This is a genomic window from Rhizobium laguerreae, from assembly GCF_002008165.1.
Lineage (GTDB): Bacteria > Pseudomonadota > Alphaproteobacteria > Rhizobiales > Rhizobiaceae > Rhizobium > Rhizobium laguerreae.
This window is the reverse complement of record NZ_MRDM01000029.1, coordinates 276402-296352: the sequence shown is the minus strand read 5'-3', so window position 1 is coordinate 296352 and position 19951 is coordinate 276402. Positions and strand designations below refer to the sequence as shown.

General features: G+C 59.4%; 21 protein-coding genes and 1 pseudogene. 14 read left to right on the top strand and 8 right to left on the bottom strand.

Features of this window, described 5'->3' with window-relative positions; all coding sequences use genetic code 11:
• Positions 1–3: 3 nt before the first annotated feature.
• The 3 genes from BS630_RS28715 (at position 4) to BS630_RS28705 (ending at position 3652) form a co-directional block, all read left to right on the top strand.
• Complete coding sequence (locus tag BS630_RS28715) at positions 4–516, top strand: RidA family protein (protein ID WP_077980099.1); 513 nt, start codon at positions 4–6, stop codon at positions 514–516.
• A gap of 68 nt (positions 517–584) precedes the next feature.
• Positions 585–1781, top strand: coding sequence for an aminotransferase class V-fold PLP-dependent enzyme (locus BS630_RS28710; RefSeq protein WP_077980098.1), 1197 nt, complete (start codon positions 585–587; stop codon positions 1779–1781).
• 35 nt (positions 1782–1816) lie between these two features.
• Complete coding sequence (locus BS630_RS28705; RefSeq protein ID WP_077980097.1) at positions 1817–3652, top strand: ABC transporter ATP-binding protein; 1836 nt, start codon at positions 1817–1819, stop codon at positions 3650–3652.
• A 31-nt stretch (positions 3653–3683) separates the two neighbouring features.
• Here BS630_RS28705 and BS630_RS28700 read toward each other — a convergent pair whose 3' ends face one another.
• Positions 3684–4898 carry a polyhydroxyalkanoate depolymerase gene (locus BS630_RS28700; RefSeq protein ID WP_077980096.1) on the bottom strand — a complete coding sequence of 405 codons (1215 nt, stop codon included), beginning with the start codon at positions 4896–4898 and terminating at the stop codon, positions 3684–3686.
• Positions 4899–5021: 123 nt separating this feature from the next.
• Here BS630_RS28700 and BS630_RS28695 point away from each other — a divergent pair, with 123 nt between their 5' ends.
• The 4 genes from BS630_RS28695 (at position 5022) to BS630_RS28680 (ending at position 7865) form a co-directional block, all read left to right on the top strand.
• Positions 5022–5675 (top strand): glutathione S-transferase, encoded by a 654-nt coding sequence (locus tag BS630_RS28695; RefSeq protein ID WP_077980272.1) that lies wholly within the window; start codon positions 5022–5024, stop codon positions 5673–5675.
• A gap of 115 nt (positions 5676–5790) precedes the next feature.
• Positions 5791–6609: a bifunctional allantoicase/(S)-ureidoglycine aminohydrolase gene (locus tag BS630_RS28690; protein WP_077980095.1), complete on the top strand. Its 819-nt coding sequence runs from the start codon at positions 5791–5793 to the stop codon at positions 6607–6609.
• A gap of 120 nt (positions 6610–6729) precedes the next feature.
• Entirely contained in the window at positions 6730–7290 is a 561-nt protein-coding gene (locus BS630_RS28685; RefSeq protein WP_077980094.1) for a GNAT family N-acetyltransferase, read from the top strand.
• Positions 7291–7646: 356 nt separating this feature from the next.
• Positions 7647–7865, top strand: coding sequence for a hypothetical protein (locus BS630_RS28680; protein ID WP_376774284.1), 219 nt, complete (start codon positions 7647–7649; stop codon positions 7863–7865).
• A gap of 31 nt (positions 7866–7896) precedes the next feature.
• Here the strand turns inward: BS630_RS28680 and BS630_RS28675 are convergent, their stop codons facing one another.
• The 3 genes from BS630_RS28675 to htpG all read right to left on the bottom strand — a co-directional run bounded on the left by BS630_RS28675 (position 7897) and on the right by htpG (position 12044).
• A complete protein-coding gene (locus BS630_RS28675) occupies positions 7897–8688 on the bottom strand; it encodes an OBAP family protein (protein ID WP_077980093.1) in 792 nt (263 codons plus the stop codon).
• Positions 8689–9161: 473 nt separating this feature from the next.
• Positions 9162–9878 carry a Crp/Fnr family transcriptional regulator gene (locus tag BS630_RS28670; RefSeq protein WP_025397533.1) on the bottom strand — a complete coding sequence of 239 codons (717 nt, stop codon included), beginning with the start codon at positions 9876–9878 and terminating at the stop codon, positions 9162–9164.
• A gap of 276 nt (positions 9879–10154) precedes the next feature.
• Positions 10155–12044, bottom strand: a complete 1890-nt coding sequence (gene htpG, locus BS630_RS28665; RefSeq protein ID WP_077980092.1) for a molecular chaperone HtpG — start codon at positions 12042–12044, stop codon at positions 10155–10157.
• A gap of 305 nt (positions 12045–12349) precedes the next feature.
• On the opposite strand from htpG, the gene BS630_RS28660 reads away from it, so the two are divergent.
• Together BS630_RS28660 and BS630_RS38215 are read left to right on the top strand one after the other, a co-directional pair.
• Positions 12350–12532: a hypothetical protein gene (locus tag BS630_RS28660; protein WP_025397535.1), complete on the top strand. Its 183-nt coding sequence runs from the start codon at positions 12350–12352 to the stop codon at positions 12530–12532.
• Positions 12533–12559: 27 nt separating this feature from the next.
• Positions 12560–12721: pseudogene (locus BS630_RS38215) on the top strand (ribosome small subunit-dependent GTPase A); the annotation flags it as partial.
• 85 nt (positions 12722–12806) lie between these two features.
• On the opposite strand, the gene BS630_RS38210 reads toward BS630_RS38215, so the two are convergent.
• On the bottom strand, positions 12807–13052 hold the full coding sequence (locus BS630_RS38210) for a hypothetical protein (RefSeq protein WP_077980091.1): 246 nt from the start codon (positions 13050–13052) through the stop codon (positions 12807–12809).
• Positions 13053–13553: 501 nt separating this feature from the next.
• On the opposite strand from BS630_RS38210, the gene BS630_RS28650 reads away from it, so the two are divergent.
• The 3 genes from BS630_RS28650 (at position 13554) to BS630_RS28640 (ending at position 15819) form a co-directional block, all read left to right on the top strand.
• Positions 13554–14375, top strand: coding sequence for a DUF1206 domain-containing protein (locus BS630_RS28650; RefSeq protein WP_077980270.1), 822 nt, complete (start codon positions 13554–13556; stop codon positions 14373–14375).
• Positions 14376–14532: 157 nt separating this feature from the next.
• Positions 14533–15402, top strand: a complete 870-nt coding sequence (locus tag BS630_RS28645; protein WP_077980090.1) for a TIGR02587 family membrane protein — start codon at positions 14533–14535, stop codon at positions 15400–15402.
• A 6-nt stretch (positions 15403–15408) separates the two neighbouring features.
• A complete protein-coding gene (locus tag BS630_RS28640) occupies positions 15409–15819 on the top strand; it encodes a TIGR02588 family protein (protein WP_077980089.1) in 411 nt (136 codons plus the stop codon).
• Positions 15820–15961: 142 nt separating this feature from the next.
• Here the strand turns inward: BS630_RS28640 and BS630_RS28635 are convergent, their stop codons facing one another.
• Together BS630_RS28635 and BS630_RS28630 are read right to left on the bottom strand one after the other, a co-directional pair.
• A complete protein-coding gene (locus tag BS630_RS28635; protein ID WP_003547964.1) occupies positions 15962–16180 on the bottom strand; it encodes a hypothetical protein in 219 nt (72 codons plus the stop codon).
• 60 nt (positions 16181–16240) lie between these two features.
• Positions 16241–17086: a pirin family protein gene (locus BS630_RS28630; protein WP_077980088.1), complete on the bottom strand. Its 846-nt coding sequence runs from the start codon at positions 17084–17086 to the stop codon at positions 16241–16243.
• Between the two features lie 263 nt (positions 17087–17349).
• Between BS630_RS28630 and BS630_RS28625 the strand changes: the two genes are divergently transcribed.
• Together BS630_RS28625 and BS630_RS28620 are read left to right on the top strand one after the other, a co-directional pair.
• A complete protein-coding gene (locus tag BS630_RS28625) occupies positions 17350–17832 on the top strand; it encodes a DMT family transporter (RefSeq protein ID WP_077980087.1) in 483 nt (160 codons plus the stop codon).
• Positions 17829–18269, top strand: coding sequence for a DMT family transporter (locus BS630_RS28620; RefSeq protein ID WP_077980086.1), 441 nt, complete (start codon positions 17829–17831; stop codon positions 18267–18269). The genes BS630_RS28625 and BS630_RS28620 overlap by 4 nt, the downstream gene beginning before the upstream one ends.
• A 134-nt stretch (positions 18270–18403) precedes the next feature.
• On the opposite strand, the gene BS630_RS28615 is transcribed toward BS630_RS28620, so the two are convergent.
• Positions 18404–19852 (bottom strand): M20 family metallopeptidase, encoded by a 1449-nt coding sequence (locus BS630_RS28615; protein ID WP_077980085.1) that lies wholly within the window; start codon positions 19850–19852, stop codon positions 18404–18406.
• Between the last annotated feature and the right edge of the window lie 99 nt (positions 19853–19951).

The following is a 19951-nucleotide window of genomic DNA, read 5'->3' as shown; positions in this document are numbered from 1 at the left end:
TGCATGACAGGAGTTTGCGTGAATCAGTTTCCCACCGCCGCCGGCAAGGTCGAGAACTCGCCTTACGAACGGCTTGCCGCCCTCGGCATTGCCCTTCCGCCGCCGCCGCCGCCGATCGCCAATTTCGTCACGCACGTGATCGAAGGCAATATGCTCTACCTCTCCGGCCAGGGGCCGCGCGAGGCCGACGGCTTCATGCATGCCGGCAAGGTCGGCGGTGGGGTCAGTGTCGAGCAGGCCTACGGCCATGCGCGGCTGACCGGCATCAACCTGCTTGCCGTCATGCAGGACGCGCTTGGCGATCTCTCCCGCGTCAAGCGGGTGGTCAAGCTGCTCGGCATGGTCAACGCCGTGCCTGAGTTCGAGGATCATCCGAGCGTCATCAATGGCTGCTCGGATCTGCTGATCGCAGTCTTCGGGCCGGCCGGCGAACATGCCCGCTCGGCCGTCGGCTTCGGCTCGCTGCCCGGCAACATCACCGTCGAGATCGAGGCGATCGTCGCCTTGCACGGCTGACGGAAGCTCGACACGGTTGATCGACCGCCCCATGTTTCGTTTTTCGACCCAGAATCCTGGAGATCTTCATGTCCACTGATATCCGCCCGTCGCTTGGCCTTCGCCCTGTCATCAATGTATCGGGCACGATGACCAGCCTCGGCGCCTCGATCGTCGTTCCCGAAGCGATCAGCGCGATGGCATCGATCCTGCCGCACTTCGTCGAGATCAACGACCTGCAGCGCAAGGCAAGTGCTGTCATCGCCCGGCTGACCGGCGGCGAGGCGGGCTTCATCACCGCCTCCTGCTCGGCCGGCATTTCGCTTGCCGTCGCCGGCGCGATCACCGGCAATAATCTGCTGGCGATCGAGAGGCTGCCGGATGTCGTGCCGGAGAAGAACGAAGTGCTGGTGCAGATGGGCCATGTCGTCAGCTACGGCGCCCCGGTCGACCAGGCGATCCGGCTTGCCGGCGGCAAGGTCGTGCTTGTCGGGCAGGTGACCTCGACGCATCGCTTCCACATGGAAAACGCCATCACCGACAAGACTGCAGCCGCCGTCTATGTCGTCTCCCATCATGTGGTCGATTACGGCCTGCTGAACCTCAAGGAATTCGTCGAGATCGCCCATGCCAAGGGCGTGCCCGTCATCGTCGATGCGGCCTCGGAATATGATCTCAGGATTTTCCTGGAGCAGGGGGCAGATATCGCGCTCTACTCCGGCCACAAATTCCTCGGCGGACCGACCTCGGGCATCGTTGCCGGCAGAAAGGAGCTGGTGCGCCACGCCTTCCTGCAGAACATGGGCATCGGCCGCGGCATGAAGGTCGGCAAGGAGAGCATCTTCGGCGTCATGGCGGCACTCGAAGCCTGGGAAAACCGCGACCATGCCGGCATCCGGGAACGCGAGACCGGCTATCTCAACCTGTGGAAGCGCACGCTCGACGGCCGCCCTGGCCTCACCGCGCTGATCGAGCCCGATCCGACCAACAATCCGCTCGATCGGCTGCGCCTGATCGTCGATCCCGAGCAAGCCCATATCACCGCATGGGATCTGGCCGATGCGCTTGCCAAGGGCAGCCCGCCGATCATCGTGCGCGATCACGAGGTGGAGCACCGCTATTTCTATCTCGACCCGTGTAATCTGCACCCGGGCGAGGAGACGATCGTGGCGGAGCGCCTGGCGCAGGAACTCGACAAGGCACGTGCTTCCAACGAGATCATCGCAACGCCGATCGAAAACCGCAGCAGGCACCGCTTCGACGGTGCACTGCGCTGGCCGGATTGATCCGCCGCCGCTCATCTGCCGCAAGAGGAACCGCCATGGCCAGCGCCCAAACCCAACCGATCCAGACGACGACCGACGTTCTTACCGTCGAAAGGCTGACGACATCCTTCCTGGTGGACGGCGTCTGGAAACAGGTCGTGCGCGACGTCTCCTTCACCGTCGCTCCGGCGGAAACGGTGGCGATCGTCGGCGAATCCGGCTCGGGCAAGAGCGTCACCTCGCTCTCGATCATGCGGCTGCTGCAGGCGGATACGAGCCGTGTCGAGGGCCGCGTCATGCTCGGCGGACGCGATCTCCTGGCCTTGCCGGAAAATGCCATGCGACAGGTGCGCGGCAACGAAGTGGCGATGATCTTTCAGGAGCCGATGACATCGCTCAATCCGCTCTTCACCATCGGCGACCAGATATCCGAAGCGCTGCTCTGCCATTCCGATATGAGCAGGGCCGATGCCAAGGCCGAGACGATTAGGCTGCTGCAAAAGGTCCGCATCCCGTCTGCCGCCTCGCGCTTCGGCGAATATCCGCATCGTTTTTCGGGCGGCATGCGCCAGCGGGTGATGATCGCCATGGCGCTCGCCAGCCGGCCGAAACTGCTGATCGCCGACGAGCCGACGACGGCGCTCGACGTTACCATCCAGGGCCAGATCCTCGATCTCATCAAGATGCTGCAGGACGAGGAGGGGACCTCCGTTCTGTTCATCACCCATGACATGGGGGTCGTCGCCGAGATCGCCGACAGGACGGTAGTGATGTATCGCGGCGAACAGGTCGAAAGCGGCGCCACCGCCGATATTTTTCACCGCGGCAAACACCCCTACACGAGAGCGCTGCTTTCAGCCGTGCCGGTGCTCGGTTCGATGCAGGGCCGGCAAAGGCCGCTGCGCTTCCCCGTGGTCAATACCGCAACGGGTGAATCGGATATTCCGGCCGAGGTCGCCGACACAGTAGCAGCGACGCCGGTCCTGCAGGTGAAGAACCTCACCAAGCGTTTCGACATTCATTCCGGTCTCTTCGGCCGGCTGACCAGCCGCGTGCATGCCGTCGAAAACGTCTCTTTCGATCTTCATGCCGGCGAGACGCTGTCGCTCGTCGGCGAATCCGGCTGCGGCAAATCGACGACCGGCCGCGCCATCATGCGACTCATCGAGCCGCAGGCCGGTTCCGTTCTCGTCGAGGGCAGGGAGGTGCTCGGCCTCGACAGGAAGGATCTGCGCGAGATGCGCAAATCCGTACAGATGATCTTCCAGGATCCCTTTGCCAGCCTCAATCCGCGCATGACCGCCGGTGCCGCGATCGCCGAACCCTATCTCGAACACAGGATGGGCAGTACGAAGCAGGCGAAAGACGTCGTCGCCGATCTTTTGGTGAAGGTCGGCCTGTTACCGGAGATGGCCGCGCGTTATCCGCATGAGTTTTCCGGCGGCCAGCGCCAGCGCATCTGCATCGCCCGCGCGCTTGCCTTGCAGCCGAAGGTCATCGTCGCCGATGAAAGCGTCTCGGCGCTCGACGTCTCGATCAAGGCGCAGGTCATCAACCTGATGCTCGATCTGCAGCAGAGCCTCAACCTTGCCTTCCTGTTTATCTCGCACGATATGGCGGTGGTCGAACGCGTCAGCCACCGTGTGGCGGTGATGTATCTCGGCGAGATCGTCGAGATCGGCCCGCGATCCGCGGTCTTCGAAAATCCGCAGCACCCCTACACGAAGAAACTCATTGCGGCAGTGCCCGTGCCCGATCCGGACCGTCGCCACGAAAAGCGGATGGTGGCGAATGACGAGATCAAGAGCCCGATGCGCCCGGTCGACTATCAGCCTGCGAGCACGTCTTATCGCGAAGTCGGGCCGGGCCACCTGGTCATGGCCGATCGGTAGACTTGCCATCGCGTTTCGGATCTGACGAGCGCTATTCCATCGCCAGGATCATGTTGCGCACGACGGGGTAGATTTCCCCCTCCCAGCGGCGGCCGCTGAAGACGCCGTAATGTCCGACATTGGCCTGAAGATGATGGCGCTTCAGATGCGGGCGCAACGAACGACAGAGATCGTGCGCGGCCGACGTCTGGCCGAGCGCGCAGATGTCGTCGCGGCCGCCCTCGACGGTCAAAAGCGCCGTGTTGCGGATCTGGCCCGGGTCGACCTTGCGGCCATAGTGGGTGAGGTCGCCGGTCGCGAGTTCCGCCTTCTGGAAGACGCGTTCGATGGTTTCGATGTAGAATTCTTCGGTGAGGTCGAGCACGGCGAAATATTCGTCGTAGAACTTCTTGATCTTGCCGGCTTCGGCCGTCTCGCCCTTCGCCAGATGGTCGTAGAGCCTGCGATGAGCGTCCTGGTGGCGCTGCATGTTCATCGACATGAAAGCGACGAGCTGGAGGAAGCCGGGATAGACCCGCCGCCCGGCGCCCCGATAACGCCAAGGAACGCCCGTGATCAGCGAGTTCTCGAACCAGGCGAGCGACTTCGATACGGCAAGTTCGTTGACCTTCGTCGGGCTTTCGCGCGGATCGATCGGCCCGGCCATCAGCGTCATGGTCCGCGGGGTGGCGGGATGCCGCTCTTCCGACATCACGGCAACGGCGGCCAGCGCCTGCACGCAGGGTTGGCAGACGGCGAGGATATGAGCGCCGGGGCCGATTTCCTCCAGGAAATGCATGATGTAATCGACATAGTCGTCCATGCCGAAGCGTCCGGCCGACAGCGGCACGTCACGGGCGTTGACCCAGTCAGTGATGTAGACGTCGTGGTCGCGCAGCAGGGTCTGCACGGTGCCACGCAGCAGCGTGGAAAAATGGCCGGACAGCGGTGCGACGACCAGCACCCGCGGCCGCTTTGCATCGGTGTCCGTTGCAAAGTGCAGCAGCGTGCCGAAGGGCATGTCGAGTACGGTCTCGACGGTGACGGGCACCACGCGATTGCCGATCATGACCGAGTCTATGGCGAAATCCGGACGCTGGTGGGTGATCTCGAAGCGTGAGATCATCTCCAGCGCGGCGGCGAAGTGCCGTCCCATTTCGCTGCCGGATCCCCAGAGCGCTGTCGCGGAGAAGATCTGCAGGCGCCGCGCCAGATCGCGGAGCGGCGCGATGAGATCGTCCTGGAACTGGTAGGCCTGGTAGAGCATGGCCGAAATCTCCCGCACTGCCGCATCGATGCGGCGGTGCAAAAAATGCTAGTGGAATATGTTCTGCCATGCGAGAAGATTATCGAGGAAGAAGCAACATTGTCCGACAAGGATACGAGCCCGATGTCGCAGGCGGCACTGACGATTTCCTCGAAGAACTACTCCTCATGGTCTCTGCGCGGCTGGCTGCTATGCCGGATGGCGGGGCTGGACTTCACCGAAGTCCTTGTGGAGATGGATGACGAGGCGCGTCAGGAACTGCTTCTGCTTTCACCATCGGTTCTGGTGCCGAGGCTGACCCATGACGATGTGACGGTCTGGGACACGCTGGCGATTGCCGAATATCTCCACGAAGTGACGCCCACAGCCGGGCTCTGGCCCACTGGGCGCGCGGCGCGCGCCCGCTGCCGGTCGGTCTCGGGCGAGATGCATTCGGGTTTCCATAACCTGCGTTCGGCATTGCCGATGAACCTCAAGGCGCGGCATGCGAGCTTCAAGATATTTTCGGGCGCGCGGCCCGATGTCGAGCGTGTCAAGGCGATCTGGACCGAATGCCTCGACGCGAGCGGCGGGCCGTGGCTTTTCGGGACCGCGCCGACCGTGGCCGATGCGATGTATGCGCCGGTCTGCACCCGCTTCCGCACCTATGCGGTGGAGCTCGAACCGCAGCTCGAAGCTTATGTGGAAACGGTGCTCTCCTGGCCGCTGATGCGCGAGTGGACCGAAGGAGCGATGGCCGAGCCGGACGAGATCGTCGAACTGGAAGTCGAGTTCTGACGGAAACCCGGCCGGGCGGCTCCCCATCGATTTTAACGGGCCGAATTAAGAGTTGCCTGGAACGTGAGCGGCGCATAAAGCAGATGCAGTGCCACATGCCGCGAAGCCTGGACCGATGAACAGAGATTATTATTCCAAACTCGGCGGATTGCCGCCGCAAACCGAGCTGCTTTCCAGCAAGGCCGTCTTCACCACAGCCTATGCGGTCATCCCGCGCAGCGTCATGACCGACATCGTCACCAGCGTCCTTCCGTATTGGACGGGGACACGGGCATGGGTTCTCTCCCGGCCGCTCTCCGGTTTCTCCGAGACCTTCTCGCAATATGTGATGGAGGTTCAGCCCGGCGGCGGAAGCGATCGGCCGGAGCCCGACAAGCGGGCCGAAGCGGTTCTGTTCGTCGTCGAAGGCGAGATGACAATGGAGCTCGATGGCGCCAGCCACGCGCTCCGCTCCGGTTCGTTCGCCTATATTCCGGCGGGTTCGGTCTGGCGCCTGAAAAACGGCGGTTCGACGGCGGCAAAATTCCACTGGATTCGAAAAGCCTTTCAGGAGGTCGAGGGGCTGGAGCCGCCGCCGGCGATCGTCACGCATGAGGACGAACATGCCATATCGGCGATGCCGGACACCGATGGACGCTGGGGGACGACCCGGTTCATCGATCCGGCCGATGTCCGCTACGATATGCATGTGAATATCGTGACTTTGGAGCCGGGTGCCGTGATCCCCTTCATGGAAACCCATGTCATGGAGCATGGTCTCTATGTGCTGGAAGGCAAGGCCGTCTATCGGCTGAACCAGGATTGGGTCGAGGTCGAGGCCGGCGACTTCATGTGGCTGCGCTCCTTCTGCCCGCAGGCATGTTACGCCGGTGGCCCCGGCCGGTTCCGCTACCTGCTCTACAAGGACGTCAACCGTCACATGACGCTCTGGTAGGATCTAGAGCGGTTCTGCTTTTCATGGAAACGCAGAACCGCTCTAACCTTTTGTTTTGTCACAATTCCGGACGGAAAACCGCGTCGGACTTTTCCTGGAATTGCTCTGGGGGAAGGACCGATGAAGCTCGAAAGCGAACGTCTGATTTTGAGACCCTGGCGACAGCGGGATCGCAAGCCCTTCGCTGCGATCAATGCCGAGCCCGACGTCGTTAGATATCTCAATCCTCTGACCGAGGAACAGTCGAATGCGATGCTCGACCGTATCGACCGACACTTCGAGGATCATGGCTGGGGGTTTTGGGCGCTGGAGGAGAAGGCAAGCCGCCAGTTGATCGGCATGTGCGGTCTAGCCAAGGTTTCACCGGCTTTGCCGTTTGCCCCGGCAGTCGAAATCGGTTGGCGGCTTTCGGCCTCTCGGCACGGCGCCGGATATGCGCGCGAGGCCGCGGAACGGTCTCTCGACTTTGCGTTCAACACGCTGAAGCTTGATCGCATCGTCAGCTTCACGGTGCCCGCAAACAGCAATTCCTGGGGTTTGATGAGACGACTGGGGATGAACCGGATCGGTGAGTTCGATCATCCCAATTTGGCAGAAGGGCATCCGTTGCGCCATCACGTGCTCTACGAGCTACGATCATCAAAAGGGGGACATTTCAGCCGAGTGCCTTTAGGCAACTAAGAGGAGATTTTGCTAATTTTGACAATCTATGATTGCGAAAGTGGCGTAATCTATCTTATGGAACTCGCTCGTGTGTCGGGCCGATCGATCGCACAGACGTCGCTTACGATCATTTGGAAATGAAGTTTCTCAATACGTAGCTCAACGCGTTCAGGCGCTATCGGATGAGGCCAACGAAGCCGAGGGCGCTCGACCTCTTCAGCGACCGCCCTCTCATCCCCTGCGCGACCATCTTCGCGGGAAAGCGCGACGGAAATCTCCAAGCAATGCGATGTGACATGTACGGCAACAGACAGAGTCGCTAAGCCGTTGATCGCGCTCTCGTTAATCACCATATATGTGCAAACGATCACATAGTGGACATCATGGTAAGTCGGCTCCGAAAAACGCTGACCGTGCAGCAACGCACGGCCGCATTCGAACATACGAACAAGATTGCGATGGAAGCAGCGGAAGATGAACGTCGCCGCCGCGAGGAGAAGAACGAGAGGCTCCGAAAGCTCCGCCTGGGCGAAGCACACCGTGTCACGGGACAAGCCGACGCGCCCAATTCCGAGATAATGCCGGAGAAATAATTTCGTTCAACGGCTCTACTGCCGCTTTTCGCTAAGGCTTGTTCTTGAGCGGCATGTCCTGCAGAATCAGTTGCTTCGCGGTTCCCTTCTTCCATCCGTCGGCCATGGGATCCGGCTGCGGCGCCGACTTCGCCAAATCGGACCGTGCGCTTCTGGTCTCCGTGGTGCTGACGCCGAGCGCCTCGTCGCGCCTCTCGATCATCGCCGGCTTGAGCTGTCCGTCGGCCGTGAAACCCATCATCAGTTGCGGAAGGCCAGTGGGCAGCGACGAATTCTTGTCGATCTGCCAAGTGTGCCAAGTTTTTCCGTAGGTGGAAACGAGGCTGGCGATTGCCGTGTGTTCGACAGCTCCCGGAATGCCTGGCATCACCAGCTCGCCGGACGTGGTCTCGTGCCGATGACTGTGCCAGAGCGGCTTTTCGTCGTCAGGCAGCGTCTTGAATAGGCGCTCAGAAACGATGTACTCGATACCGATAAGCCGAGAATCGGGTTTGCTTCCGTCGTAGATCACGCATTGGAAGAAATCCTCGTTGACGTGACTACAATAATGATGCGCCTCGACCTGCCTGCCCATGTCGTCGGCGTAAAAGTGGAAGCCATTCAAATACATGTTGATGGCGCTGATTGGACTGTCGTTCTGAAGCAAGTCCGCGCCTATACCGAGCATCGTGCTTTTGGTTGATTTCTCGGCGCCCGGAATGTGACCGTGGTTTGGCTGCTGCTGGGCAAGGGCGCGGCCGCAAGAACACCCGATCGCGGTTGCGGCCGCAGTAGCGAGCGCGAAGAAGCCCCGGCGGTCGGGGTGGAGAGGATTTCGGAACATGCTGTCCTCCAGCTTTGAGGAGCTCGAACCCCGGGCGGAGGCGAGAGTTCCGTCCTTGCTGGAAATAAACAGCGGTGCGTTCAGCCATGCCGCCGCAAGGATCTGTAACCGGCTCGACCCGCTGCTAGACCGTTGGCGAAGCTCACGCTATCGCACTTCGGGCGTGGAGGCGGTGGCCAGAGGTACCATAGCACTTTGGTTGCGCAGAAGCGCGGCGAGATCAGCGGGGAATTGCATCCGGTCGATGCCGAGCAACTCTCTCCGCCTTCGCGCTCGGATCGCGACGAGTGACCAGTCCTTCATGCTGCTTGTCCGAACGCTTCGAAACCGGTCGGGAAAATCTCGTCAAAGTCGTTCGTCGTAATTATCGATGCAGCAGCTCGCTGGAGGACCGTGAGCGCTCGAACAGTGAGTCACTTGGAAGCACAGGGAGCCAATAAAGGACGATCGACGCTGCTCGACAGGCTCGTCCTTCATAAGCAAGCCTCCATCAAAAGACGGTGCTGTTCTTCAGGTCCTCCGTAGGCATCTTTGGCAAACTCCTCCATCGCCTCACGGTCGCGTATCGTGATCAAGCTTCGTTCTGCCTTGATGAAGCGGTTTCCTTCCAGAATGTGCAACGCAGTGGTGACGCTCGGACGTCTCACAGCTAGCATTATTGCCATGAATTCATGGGTCAGCGGCAGCTGGCGACCTTTAATCCGATCGTCGCACATAAGCAGCCAGCGCGCCAAGCGCTCACTGACCTCGTGAAGAGCATTCGACGCCGCAGTGTGTGACAGTTGAATGGTGAAGGCAGCGACGGAGCGTTGAACGAGGGTTCGAAAAGCCTTGTTCGTGTCTATCAACGTCACGAAGATGTCGAATTCCAGCCGGTAGGCTCCGCCCTCGATCTGAGCAATTACCTCATGCGGGCTCTTACGTATGCCTGCCGCGGCATGTGCAGGAACATATCCTTCGAACCCGAAGAGACCAGCCTCCGCACGATTGCCTTCCGCTGTCACCACCACGACAGAGCCTATGCCGCTCACAGGGAAATGGACGTGATCAACCGGTTCCCCTTGTCTCGCGAGCACCGCGCCTTTGGGCAGGTCGCAGAATTCCAGATAGGGAGCGACTGCTTGATAATCGGCTTCCGGAAGCCTTGCCAGAAGCCTATTTGCCATAAACGATTGTTGAGGAGCGGCCATTTTGCGCCTTCCATTGCTGTAACGGGTGCCCGCGCATCCCGCATTTAGCCCAAGCTGCCATTGGAGACAGTGAGCAATGGTAGGGTCATTTTCGGAAAGTTCAAACGAACTGTGCGGAAGGGTGCAAAGCAGTCGAAACGGTCAAGCCACAAAGCGCCGCGAACGCGCAAGCCTGCTCAGACGACTGAACTTCGACGCCGAAGGCCGATGAGGGCGGGAATATTCGGAGGAATGTGGTGGAGGCTGGATCTGACTACCCCCACCTTTTCCTTGTTGCTACGACTGCACCGATCTCTGAAAGACCCGTCCAAGCCGCTCGGCAAATCGGCGGGGATCTGCTGGCCGATCGCCATCCAGAATGCGCGCCTGGTCAAGCAATAAGAACGCGGCGTCCTCCTGGTAGGAAGCATCACCCTCCACGCTCGCAATCGCTTTGATCAAGGGGTGCATCAAATTGATCTCCAGGATCGGCTTGGCCGCATCTTGAAGACGACCGGCGTTTCGCAGGATTTTTTCCATCTGCCTGTCATAGCCGTCTTCGGGCGCTACGAGGCAGACCGCACTCTCCGTCAGACGGTCGGAAGCTCGGACATCGGCAATCTGGTCGGCAAGTTTTTCCTTGGCGAATGCAAGGAAGGTTGCAGCGCTGTCGTTATCCCCCTCCTGCATTGTCTGGCCATCAAGCTTTGCAAACTGTGCCAGATCCGCAGCACCTTGCGTGATCGACTTGAACGCCTTGCCTTCATAGTCTGGAGCATTCATCGTCCAGAAGCTATCGATGGAGTCCGCCAAAAGCAGCACTTCGATGCCGCGCGCCCGGAACCCTTCGAGCTGTGGTGATGCCTTAAGCTGATCCAGGCTCCCGCCCGCCAGATAGTAGACGGCGTTCTGGCCCTCCTTGGCATCTTTGACGTAGTCGGCAAGTGAACGGTAGCCTTCGTTCGATGCGGACGTCCGAAACCGAGCAAGCGCCAAGAGCTGAGCGCGTCGCTCGAAGTCTTCGTAGATGCCTTCCTTGAGGACTGGTCCGAAGTTCTCCCAAAATTTGAGGAATGCCTCGGCGTCACTATCAGCCAGCTTCTCTATCGCGGTGACTATCCTGCTGGTGATGCCTTTGCGGATCGCCGTCAGGATCGGGCTTTCCTGGATCATCTCACGAGAAACGTTGAGCGGGAGATCGGCGGTATCGACCAACCCACGAACAAAGCGCAGGTATGTCGGCAGCAGATCCGCATCATCGGTTATGAACACCCGCTTGACGTAAAGCTTCATCCTGCCTTTGCGTTCGGGATCGAACATATCGAAAGGCTGCGTTCCGGGTATGAACGCCAAAGCCGTATATTCCTGCCGGCCTTCAGCGCGGAAATGTACGGTCAGCGCCGGTTCGTCGTACTGGCCGGAGACGCCACGATAGAAGTCCGAATACTCTTCCTTGCTGACATCGCTCTTCGGCTTCGTCCATAGTGCGGTGCCGTCCGTTATCTGGACTGGCTCTTTGCCCGGTTTCTCAACAAGGCGGATCGCAACCGGCACGTGGCCGGATTGTTCCTTGACGATGCGTTCGACGGTCCAGCGGGCCGTATATTGCTTAGCGTCCTCCATCAGATGCAAGACAATACGTGTTCCACGGGATGGAGCTTCAGTGAGGCTGGTTGCCGGGCTGACGCTGTAGCTTCCCTTGCCGTCCGAAGTCCATGTCCAGGCTTCCTGCGTTCCGGCTCGACGGGAGACCACATCGACACGTTCCGCCACCATGAAACAGGAATAGAAGCCGACCCCGAACTGCCCGATCAGTTGAGCTCCTTCAGCGGCTTTGCTCGCTTCGATTCGCTCCATGAACGCACGAGTGCCCGATCTCGCGATCGTTCCCAGCGCCTCTATCATTTCGTCGCGGCTCATGCCGATGCCATTGTCCTCGACGACAAACTGCCGGTTTTCTTCGTCCAGAGTCAGCGTGATCCGGTTTTCGGCATCAGCACGAAGGAGTGACGGTGTCTCGATCGCCTCATATCGAAGTTTCTCGCAGGCATCGGCCGCATTCGAAATCAGCTCACGCAGAAACACATCTCTATCCGAATAAACGGAGTGGACCATCATGTGCAGAAGGCGGGCAACGTCGGCCTCAAAGACGTGGCTTTCAGCAGTCTGTTCTGCAGTCTTTGTCATGTGCTCGGGTTCTCCAGGAAAGCGAATTAGCGCCGATCAAATGGCGAAACAGGTTTGAAAAATCAAGGTGGGAACAGCCCTGATCGTGATGGAATCGCGAGCCGACCGATCCTCGCAACGTCTCTTCGAGAACCGCCTGGCGAACGCGGGCTCCAGAAGGCGTTAGCGCCCTTCACCGGAGCGGTGCAGTTTTCGACACATCGCCGCTGCCTCTATCAATCGAGCCATCCATCGGAACTCGAAGCCAACCCCATTGTTACTGCCGTAGGAGCCCAATGATCGAGCAAACGTGAAAGGAGCCGCGTGTGGACGAGGACAGGAAGGCCCAGTTGGCCATCGAGGGGACGGACAAAGAGCTGAACCAGGAGAAGAGGAACCCTCAGGCCGGGCCACATGCTCAAGATCACCTGACCGACAGGAGCAAAACGCCAGGCGCCGGAACATTGCCGGAGCGGGATGAAGAGACGGTCACGCCGGGATCCGGCTGATAGTACCAAAACCAATCTGACCGCTGTGCCCATGAACCTGGGTGCGCGGTCCAGGCAGCTGTCGCAAGCGGTGCTCTGGTCGCCGATCGCCTGGAATGCTGGCGAAACCTGCTTGCCGAAAACCGCGATCGAACAGCGGTTGTGAGCGGACCCCGCGGCAACAAGATCGTTCGCAAGAAGAAATATTGAAAGTGTTGAGGTTTGCGACGGTGCTCATCGGCGTCAGCCATGATCCGCCACCTGAATTGGTTGGGCTGTCGAATAAGGGCAGCGCTCAATGATTGCGTTTGTGGTCAAGTAGACCCTGCAAGCGGCCGCTCCCGCTTGTGAGGGATATGTCTTTGAACAACCGCGATATGAGGCGGGGTCGCAAGCCTTGCCTCTCATCGATGAGGAGGAATGACATCCTCTTTATCTCGATCGTGATCACGCCTGCATTGTCATGGCGACGATAATTCCGGGAATCCATCGCATGGAATCCATTTTCCACCGCCCAGGCGGCTATCATATCCGCGTTCATCAAGATCCTGCTTTAGGAGATGCGGACGTGCTGTCTCTAGCTGTCCTGCTCGCGCAAATCGCTTCGCAGTCTTACGGATACCGCAGCTGAATCGCTCTAATCCAGCCAAATCCGTCCAAGATTACAGTTCCCGCTCAGGTGTTGCGAGAAAGACTCGAAACAATCATTGTAAATCGGCACGACTCAGCCGAGGCCCTGCCCGCTTAGTGCTCTCGAAGGGATCTAATTTCGAACTGTTGCGGGACATCGACCGAAATAGTGTCCCGAGCATTGCTCACCCCTCATCGACAGTGTGTTGCATAACATTGCGCAAAGGGTGGTCGACGAATCGCCATCGGCAACAAAGCTGCTACATCGTTGATGTCGACATCGACCGTCTGGCGCCGAGAGTCAAAATTGCGACAAAAGCTCGAGGCGCTTGCCTCCTATAAGACATTCATCGCGGAGAAGTCGGAACTGTTTTGCTGGGCGCTCGTTAGAAAGCGCGGCGGGGAACCAGAGATGACCAGATCGAAATTTGAATGGCTTGCGCGGGCCGGATATAGCGCCCGAGGTATTGTGTTTTTGCTCGTTGCTGCGCTGGCAGTATTTTCGAGCTTCGGCGGCGGTAAGGCCGATACCAAATCAGCGCTCGACGCTGTTTTGGAGCAGCCATTCGGCCGGCTGTGGCTGGGCTTGATAGGGCTCGGGCTACTCGGCTTTGTAGCATGGCGGCTTGCCCAGTCCATCGCAAACGCAGACAACCATGACCACAGTGTGAAAAGCTACCTGATCCGTGCCGCCCTCCTCGGGAGCGCCGCGACGTATATGGGGTTGGCGGTATATGCCTTTCAGGAATCCTTTGGATTTGGATCCGGTGGCGACGGCGGAGAAAAGGGCCTGGCAGCCTGGGCCATGTCGCAACCGTTTGGTCGATTCCTAGCTGGTGCGATCGGTGTCGGGCTCGTCGTTGGTGGTGCTGTTACAGCGCTGAAAGGTATCACGCGGCGATTTGAGCGATATCTCACGCTCGGTCAAAGCCGACCTCTGTTATTGGTTTGCGTCTATGGGCTTGTTTCCCGTGGGATCGTGTTCGTGATCGTCGGCATCTTCTTCTGCTATGCGGCCTTCACCATTGATCCGGGCCAGGCGGGAAGCATAAGCGATGCATTGGCCTTCGTGAGACAGCTTCCTTTCGGAGCTGTTCTCTACCTCGTCGTGGCTATCGGCTTGGCTGCGTTCGGTATCTATAATTTGGTCGAGGCACGATATCGAACCGTGTCGACACCAAAACTCTCGATGGTACTCGGAACTGGCAGGATCTCACAACTAAGAAGCAATTGAGACAAGTGATGTCAACCGTGATATCCATGACGGCTTTGACTTCGGCGGCTCTGGTGCTCGTGCGTCCAACCCGCGCTTCTGCAGCGAGCGCTTGCGTTTTGAATGCCGCGGCATCGGTTTACGGGTGGTGGGATTTTTTCATTTAGGGGGATCAAACTTGAGTGCCGCGACCACGCGCCAGGATTTCAATAGCAGCAGATTTTTTTCAGGCATCGCGCGCGGTATTGCTGGAGCATTGCTTTTCGCGCTGCCCATGTTCATGACCATGGAAATGTGGGAGCTCGGCTTCTACATGGACCGCAGCCGTCTGTTTCTCTTGTTGATCGTCAATATTCCCCTTCTTGTTATTCTCTCGGACCGGATCGGATTTGAGCGGACATGGACCTGGCGGCAAGCGATGCGTGACGCAAGCATTGCCTACGGCCTCGGAATTCTGGGATGTGCACTGATCCTCATCGCCATGGGGGTTCTGAAACACGATCAATCCCTGCATGAGATAACAGGAATGATCGCGATCCAGGCCGTACCTGCCAGTATCGGCGCGATGCTAGGTCGGAGCCAGCTCGGCGGACAGTTGGACGATGGCGACGATCCCGAGGAAAACGATAGTGATGACCCAGTCCACGAACGGGAAACGAGCTACGCCGGTGAACTATTCCTGATGGCGGTTGGGGCCTTGTTCCTCAGCCTTAACGTCGCTCCTACCGAGGAAATGGTCTTGCTTTCGTACAAGATGACGCCGTGGCATGGCCTGATCATGATCGCGGCCTCGCTGGCAGTCATGCATGGGTTCGTCTACGCCCTTTCTTTTAAGGGGAGCCACGATCTCGCCGAGGGTACGCCGGGCTGGCACGCTTTCGTTCGTTTCACCCTGCCGGGCTACGTGATTGCTGGTCTGATCAGTGCCTATTGCCTCTGGACGTTCCACAGAACTGATGACATCGGGTCTACCCAAATCCTGATGGCCGTTGTCGTTTTGAGCTTTCCCGCTGCCATTGGCGCGGCGGCAGCTCGACTGATTCTGTGAGGCACCATGACAAAAACCTCCAACAACAAAAATGTGGAAGCAGGCGAACCGCATTGGATCGAATGGGCCACGGGCGTCGTCTCGGCCGTAATTGTCCTTGGCGTGATTGCTTGGATTGGCAAGGATGCATTGTTGAACCGTGATTCTTCGCCGAATCTGGTCGGGGTCGTGCTGCAAATCGAAAAGCGCGACGGTGGCTTCCAGGTCCTCTTCGAAATCACAAACGATTCAAGCGCAACCGCGTCGCAGGTGACCGTCCACGGCGAGATACGAGAACAAGGTGCAGTAATTGAAGACGTCGAGACGGTCTTGGACTATGTCCCGGGGCACTCGAAAGCCAAAGGTGGGCTGATATTCCAGCAAGACCCCACCGGGAAGACATTGACGGTCAGAGCGTCCTCATTCGATGAGCCATAGTCGATTGTTAGGTTTCGACTTTCATTCAGCGGCCGCGATATCTCCGTAGCCGCCGTGCCAGTCAGCACGCCGCGCGAGACCGTTCGGTAACTGATAGCCGGCGCTCCGACAGGAGACGTCGTTATTCTCGGAGTTCTTTCGGTCAGGCCGTTCGTCCAAGGGTGGAAAGTGCATCCTGCAGTCTAAGCGCAGCTAGCGCCTCGGTTGCTTCATCCGAAGACCATCCCGCTTCCAGCGCCGCAGACAGGACCAGCGATTCCGTTTGAAGCTCGAGCTTCTCATAAAGCGGCTCGATGGCTTCGCGGGCTGTTACAACGTGCTGGTCTGGTGGGGTGATGGGTGTGGCGGCAACCGTAGGCATGAAATGCTCCTCCTATTGAACGCTAAGGTTCGAAACCCCTTACGGGCATCCTTGTTCCATTCATATCGCCTTTTCGGTCTTCGGAAGGCGATGCGAAAGATGACGACGCCACATATGGCGAAATTTTCTCCATCGCAGGAACGCGCGAATGATGATTGCCGGCGGAATCTTCTTGTGGTCGCCGACAGTCCCCTGCCTGGTGATATATGCGTTCGGGTCGAGCAGAAACGCGACCAACGTGCTTGCACTCTGCGCCTCCACTTCGAGCTTGTCATCCGATAAATGCAGCCCCTGCTCGCCTTCGGCGAACGTCTCCTTATTGACGACAACGGAACCGCTAAAGACATAGAAATAGAGATCCCGGCCCTGTTTCTGCGGGAATTCCACCCGTACGCCCGCGTCTAGCCGCATGTCGAAGAAGTCGATCGCGCTGCGGACACCGAAGGGCGCGCCCTCCCCTTCCGGCCCGACCAGGTGTCGCCAGACGTTTGCCGCGGCGGCTGGCACCGGCCCGTGCTGGATCTTCGGCTCGAGATCAACCGCATAAGGGCGAATAAGGATCTGCAGCATTCGCAGACGCGGATCCGATGCCAGCGTCTCTTCGGAATGCCAAAAGCTTTTTCCGGCATTCATCACCATCAGATGATCGCGGTCGACCACCAGTCGACCCGCGGCCTTGTCATCATGCCGCATGACGCCTTCGGGCACCCAGGAAATGATCTCATCGTTTCTGTGCTCGTGCATGGCGATCAGGCGGCCAGGATCTAGGATGGATTCAACGACCATGGCGAGAGGGCCGTGGCCGTGATCGGTCGGCTTCAGCTTCAGCCAGCCCGGCATGTTGACATGTGCGACGAAGCCTCCCGCATCCCGCACCACGAACGTTCGTGCGCCCTTGAGCAGCATCGCATCCTCCATGCTTGCAAGGCAGTGACGACACTCAGCCATTAGCCATCTGCCGGAAGGGCTCGTCAATGGAAAGGATGTTTGTCGGACCACGATTGACGCCAGGCAGGAAATCGCTGAGACGTACCGCCCTAACCAGGAACCATGGTCGACGCATTCGTCCAGGCGAGTGCTGCAGCGTCATTTGTGCGTCTAAAAGACGCGGCGTTGTAGTGGCAATTGAAAAACATCGGGCGCAATCGATTCTTTGACAGAGATCTGCAATGACCACCGAAGCACGTAATTCGCATCCCATCTACTTCATCGGAGCTTTTGCCACGGGTGGGCTCCTGACTTTCATGGTGCACCTCAATGGGGAATTGGCCCGTTATGGCAATCCCCTGTTCTCATCTTGGACCGCCCACGGCACGGGCATCATCGCAGCCGTCATTCTTCTCCTGGTGGCCCACCGCCGACGCACGCCGTTGGTAGAGAAAGCCCGCAACGCGCCTTTATGGGCTTACCTCGGTGGGATATCCGGCGCTGCAACGGTCATTCTGACCTCGACCGCGGTCAACTCGCCGCTTGGGCTCTCCGGTACACTGGCTTTGGGTTTGGCAGGCCAGGTCGCCTTCAGCGTCGCGGCCGACAGCTGGGGGCTGTTCGGTCTGCCAAAGCGGCGGCCAGATAGACGAGACAGCGCTGCGCTCGGCTTGGTGGTCACGGGGGCTGCGCTCATCATCCTGTTTGGGCGAGGTGCGGCGTGACAGTATTCATTCTCCTGGCTTGCCTGGGTGGTGTGCTCGTCGGCCTCAGTCGTCAGCTCAATGGGCGGTTGAGCATATCGACCACGCCGCTGATCGCATCCTTCTGGAACCATGCCATAGGCTTTGCTGCCCTCACCTGCCTTGGTCTCGTTGTCGGAGGTCTGCTTCCCGCGGGTGCTGCCGAGGCGCCTTGGTATGCCTATCTGGGTGGTCCTATCGGCGTCATCTTCGTGGCGGCGGGCAGTTGGGTCATTACTCGAATCGGAGCGGTGAATTCGGCTCTGCTGATCATCGGTGGCCAGATGGTAACAGGGGTAGCGTTTGATTATATCAGCGCCGTTCCAGCATCATTTTGGGCGAACGCGACCGGAATTGTTCTCATCGTCGGCGGAATGGTGGTCAGCCGGCGACGACGCAAAGTCGGCGGTCCGCAATAACCACGCGGATGGCTTCGACGCCATGGCCGACCGAGTAATTTCATCGACGGATCGCAAGCCAACGGACGGACGGACGGCGGGGAATGCCTCCCCGTCCGCAGCATCTTTTTAGGCACGGCGTTCTCAGGGCAGGGTTACCGGCTATGAACCGATGCAGGCATCACATCGTCGGGTATCGGGCACACATAGGCTTTGCCGCTGGTCTTTTCCCGCCACTCGGCCTTCGCGGCTGCCAGGAGATCGGATGACGACATCAGGGCGAAGCCCGTCGAGGCAAGCGTTTTGGCCGCATGCGCCATGGCTTTGTGCGCGGCCGGGCTTTTTCCCTGCGCGACGACCTGCCAGGTATGGGGATTGGTGCCGATCGCCCAGGCTGGCGCCCAGCATTGCGCGGTCGGCGTCACCCAGCTGACATCGCCGACATCGGTCGATCCGGCCCGGAAATGCGATTGTCCCTCGAAATCGCGCAGGCCGGTGTGCAAGGGCGTCGAGCCATCGACCTTGGCGTTGGAGAACACATCGCCCTTGATCTGATAGAGGCGGATGCTGCTCCTGATCGCTTCGGGCGTGAAGGTATCCTGGATCTTCCTGGCGAAAGCGATGTCGGCCTCGTCGAAGGCTATCGGACCGAGCGCGACCATGTTCTCGTGCATTGCCGTTTCCAGCGTGATGTTGGGAAGAAGGTTCGTCGAGGCGGTGTCGAACACGATCTCGACCTCGGTTTCGGTCATCATCGCCGCACCGCGTGCAACTTTCTCGACGCGCCCGGCAAGCTCAAGCGCCTGCGGCATGTCAGGCGCCCTGATCAGATAGAGAACCTCGGCGCTGGCCTGCACGACATTGGCGGCCCTGCCGCCGGTGTCGGTGATCGCGTAGTGAACGCGGCAATCCTGCGGCATGTGTTCACGCAGGAAATTGACGCCGACATTCATGAGTTCGACCGCATCGAGCGCCGAACGGCCGAGATGGGCGCTGTTGGCAGCATGTGCCGCGACACCCCTGAAGCGATAGTAATATTCGAGAACGGCAAGATTGTTCGTCGAGCGAACACCGTTGAACGGAGCCGGATGCCAGGTCAGCGCGGCATCGACGTCATCGAACGCGCCGGCGCGAACCATGAAGGTCTTGCCGGAACCACCCTCCTCTCCCGGGCAGCCGTAATAACGCACCGTCCCGGGCAGGTTGTTTTCCTTGAGGTGGCGAGCAAGCGCAACCGCCGCCATCATCGATCCGACGCCAAGGAGATTGTGCCCGCAGCCGTGACCGGTTGCTCCTGCCGCTTCGGGATGAGGTTCGGCCGCGTCGGCGGTCTGGCTCATCCCGGCCAGGGCATCGAATTCGCCGAGGAAAGCAATCACCGGCTTGCCGCTGCCGGATTCGCCGATGAAGGCCGTTTCCATGCTTGCCACGCCGCTGCGCACGGCAAAGCCGTTTTCCTCGAGCGTCCTTGCCAGCAATTGCGACGAGCGCCGCTCTTCGAATTTCAACTCCGCAAAGTCCCAGATACTATCGCTGAGGGCGATATAATCCGGCTTCATCTTTTCGACCGTCGCGGCAATGGAGCTGATCGCGTCAAGATTCATGGCATTTCCTCGCTGTCTGTCCTGCCGCCACAGGGACGTGTTGCATCGGACCCGGCAGAACTGCCTGCCGGATCTCCTGTTGACTGTCGAAATGGGATA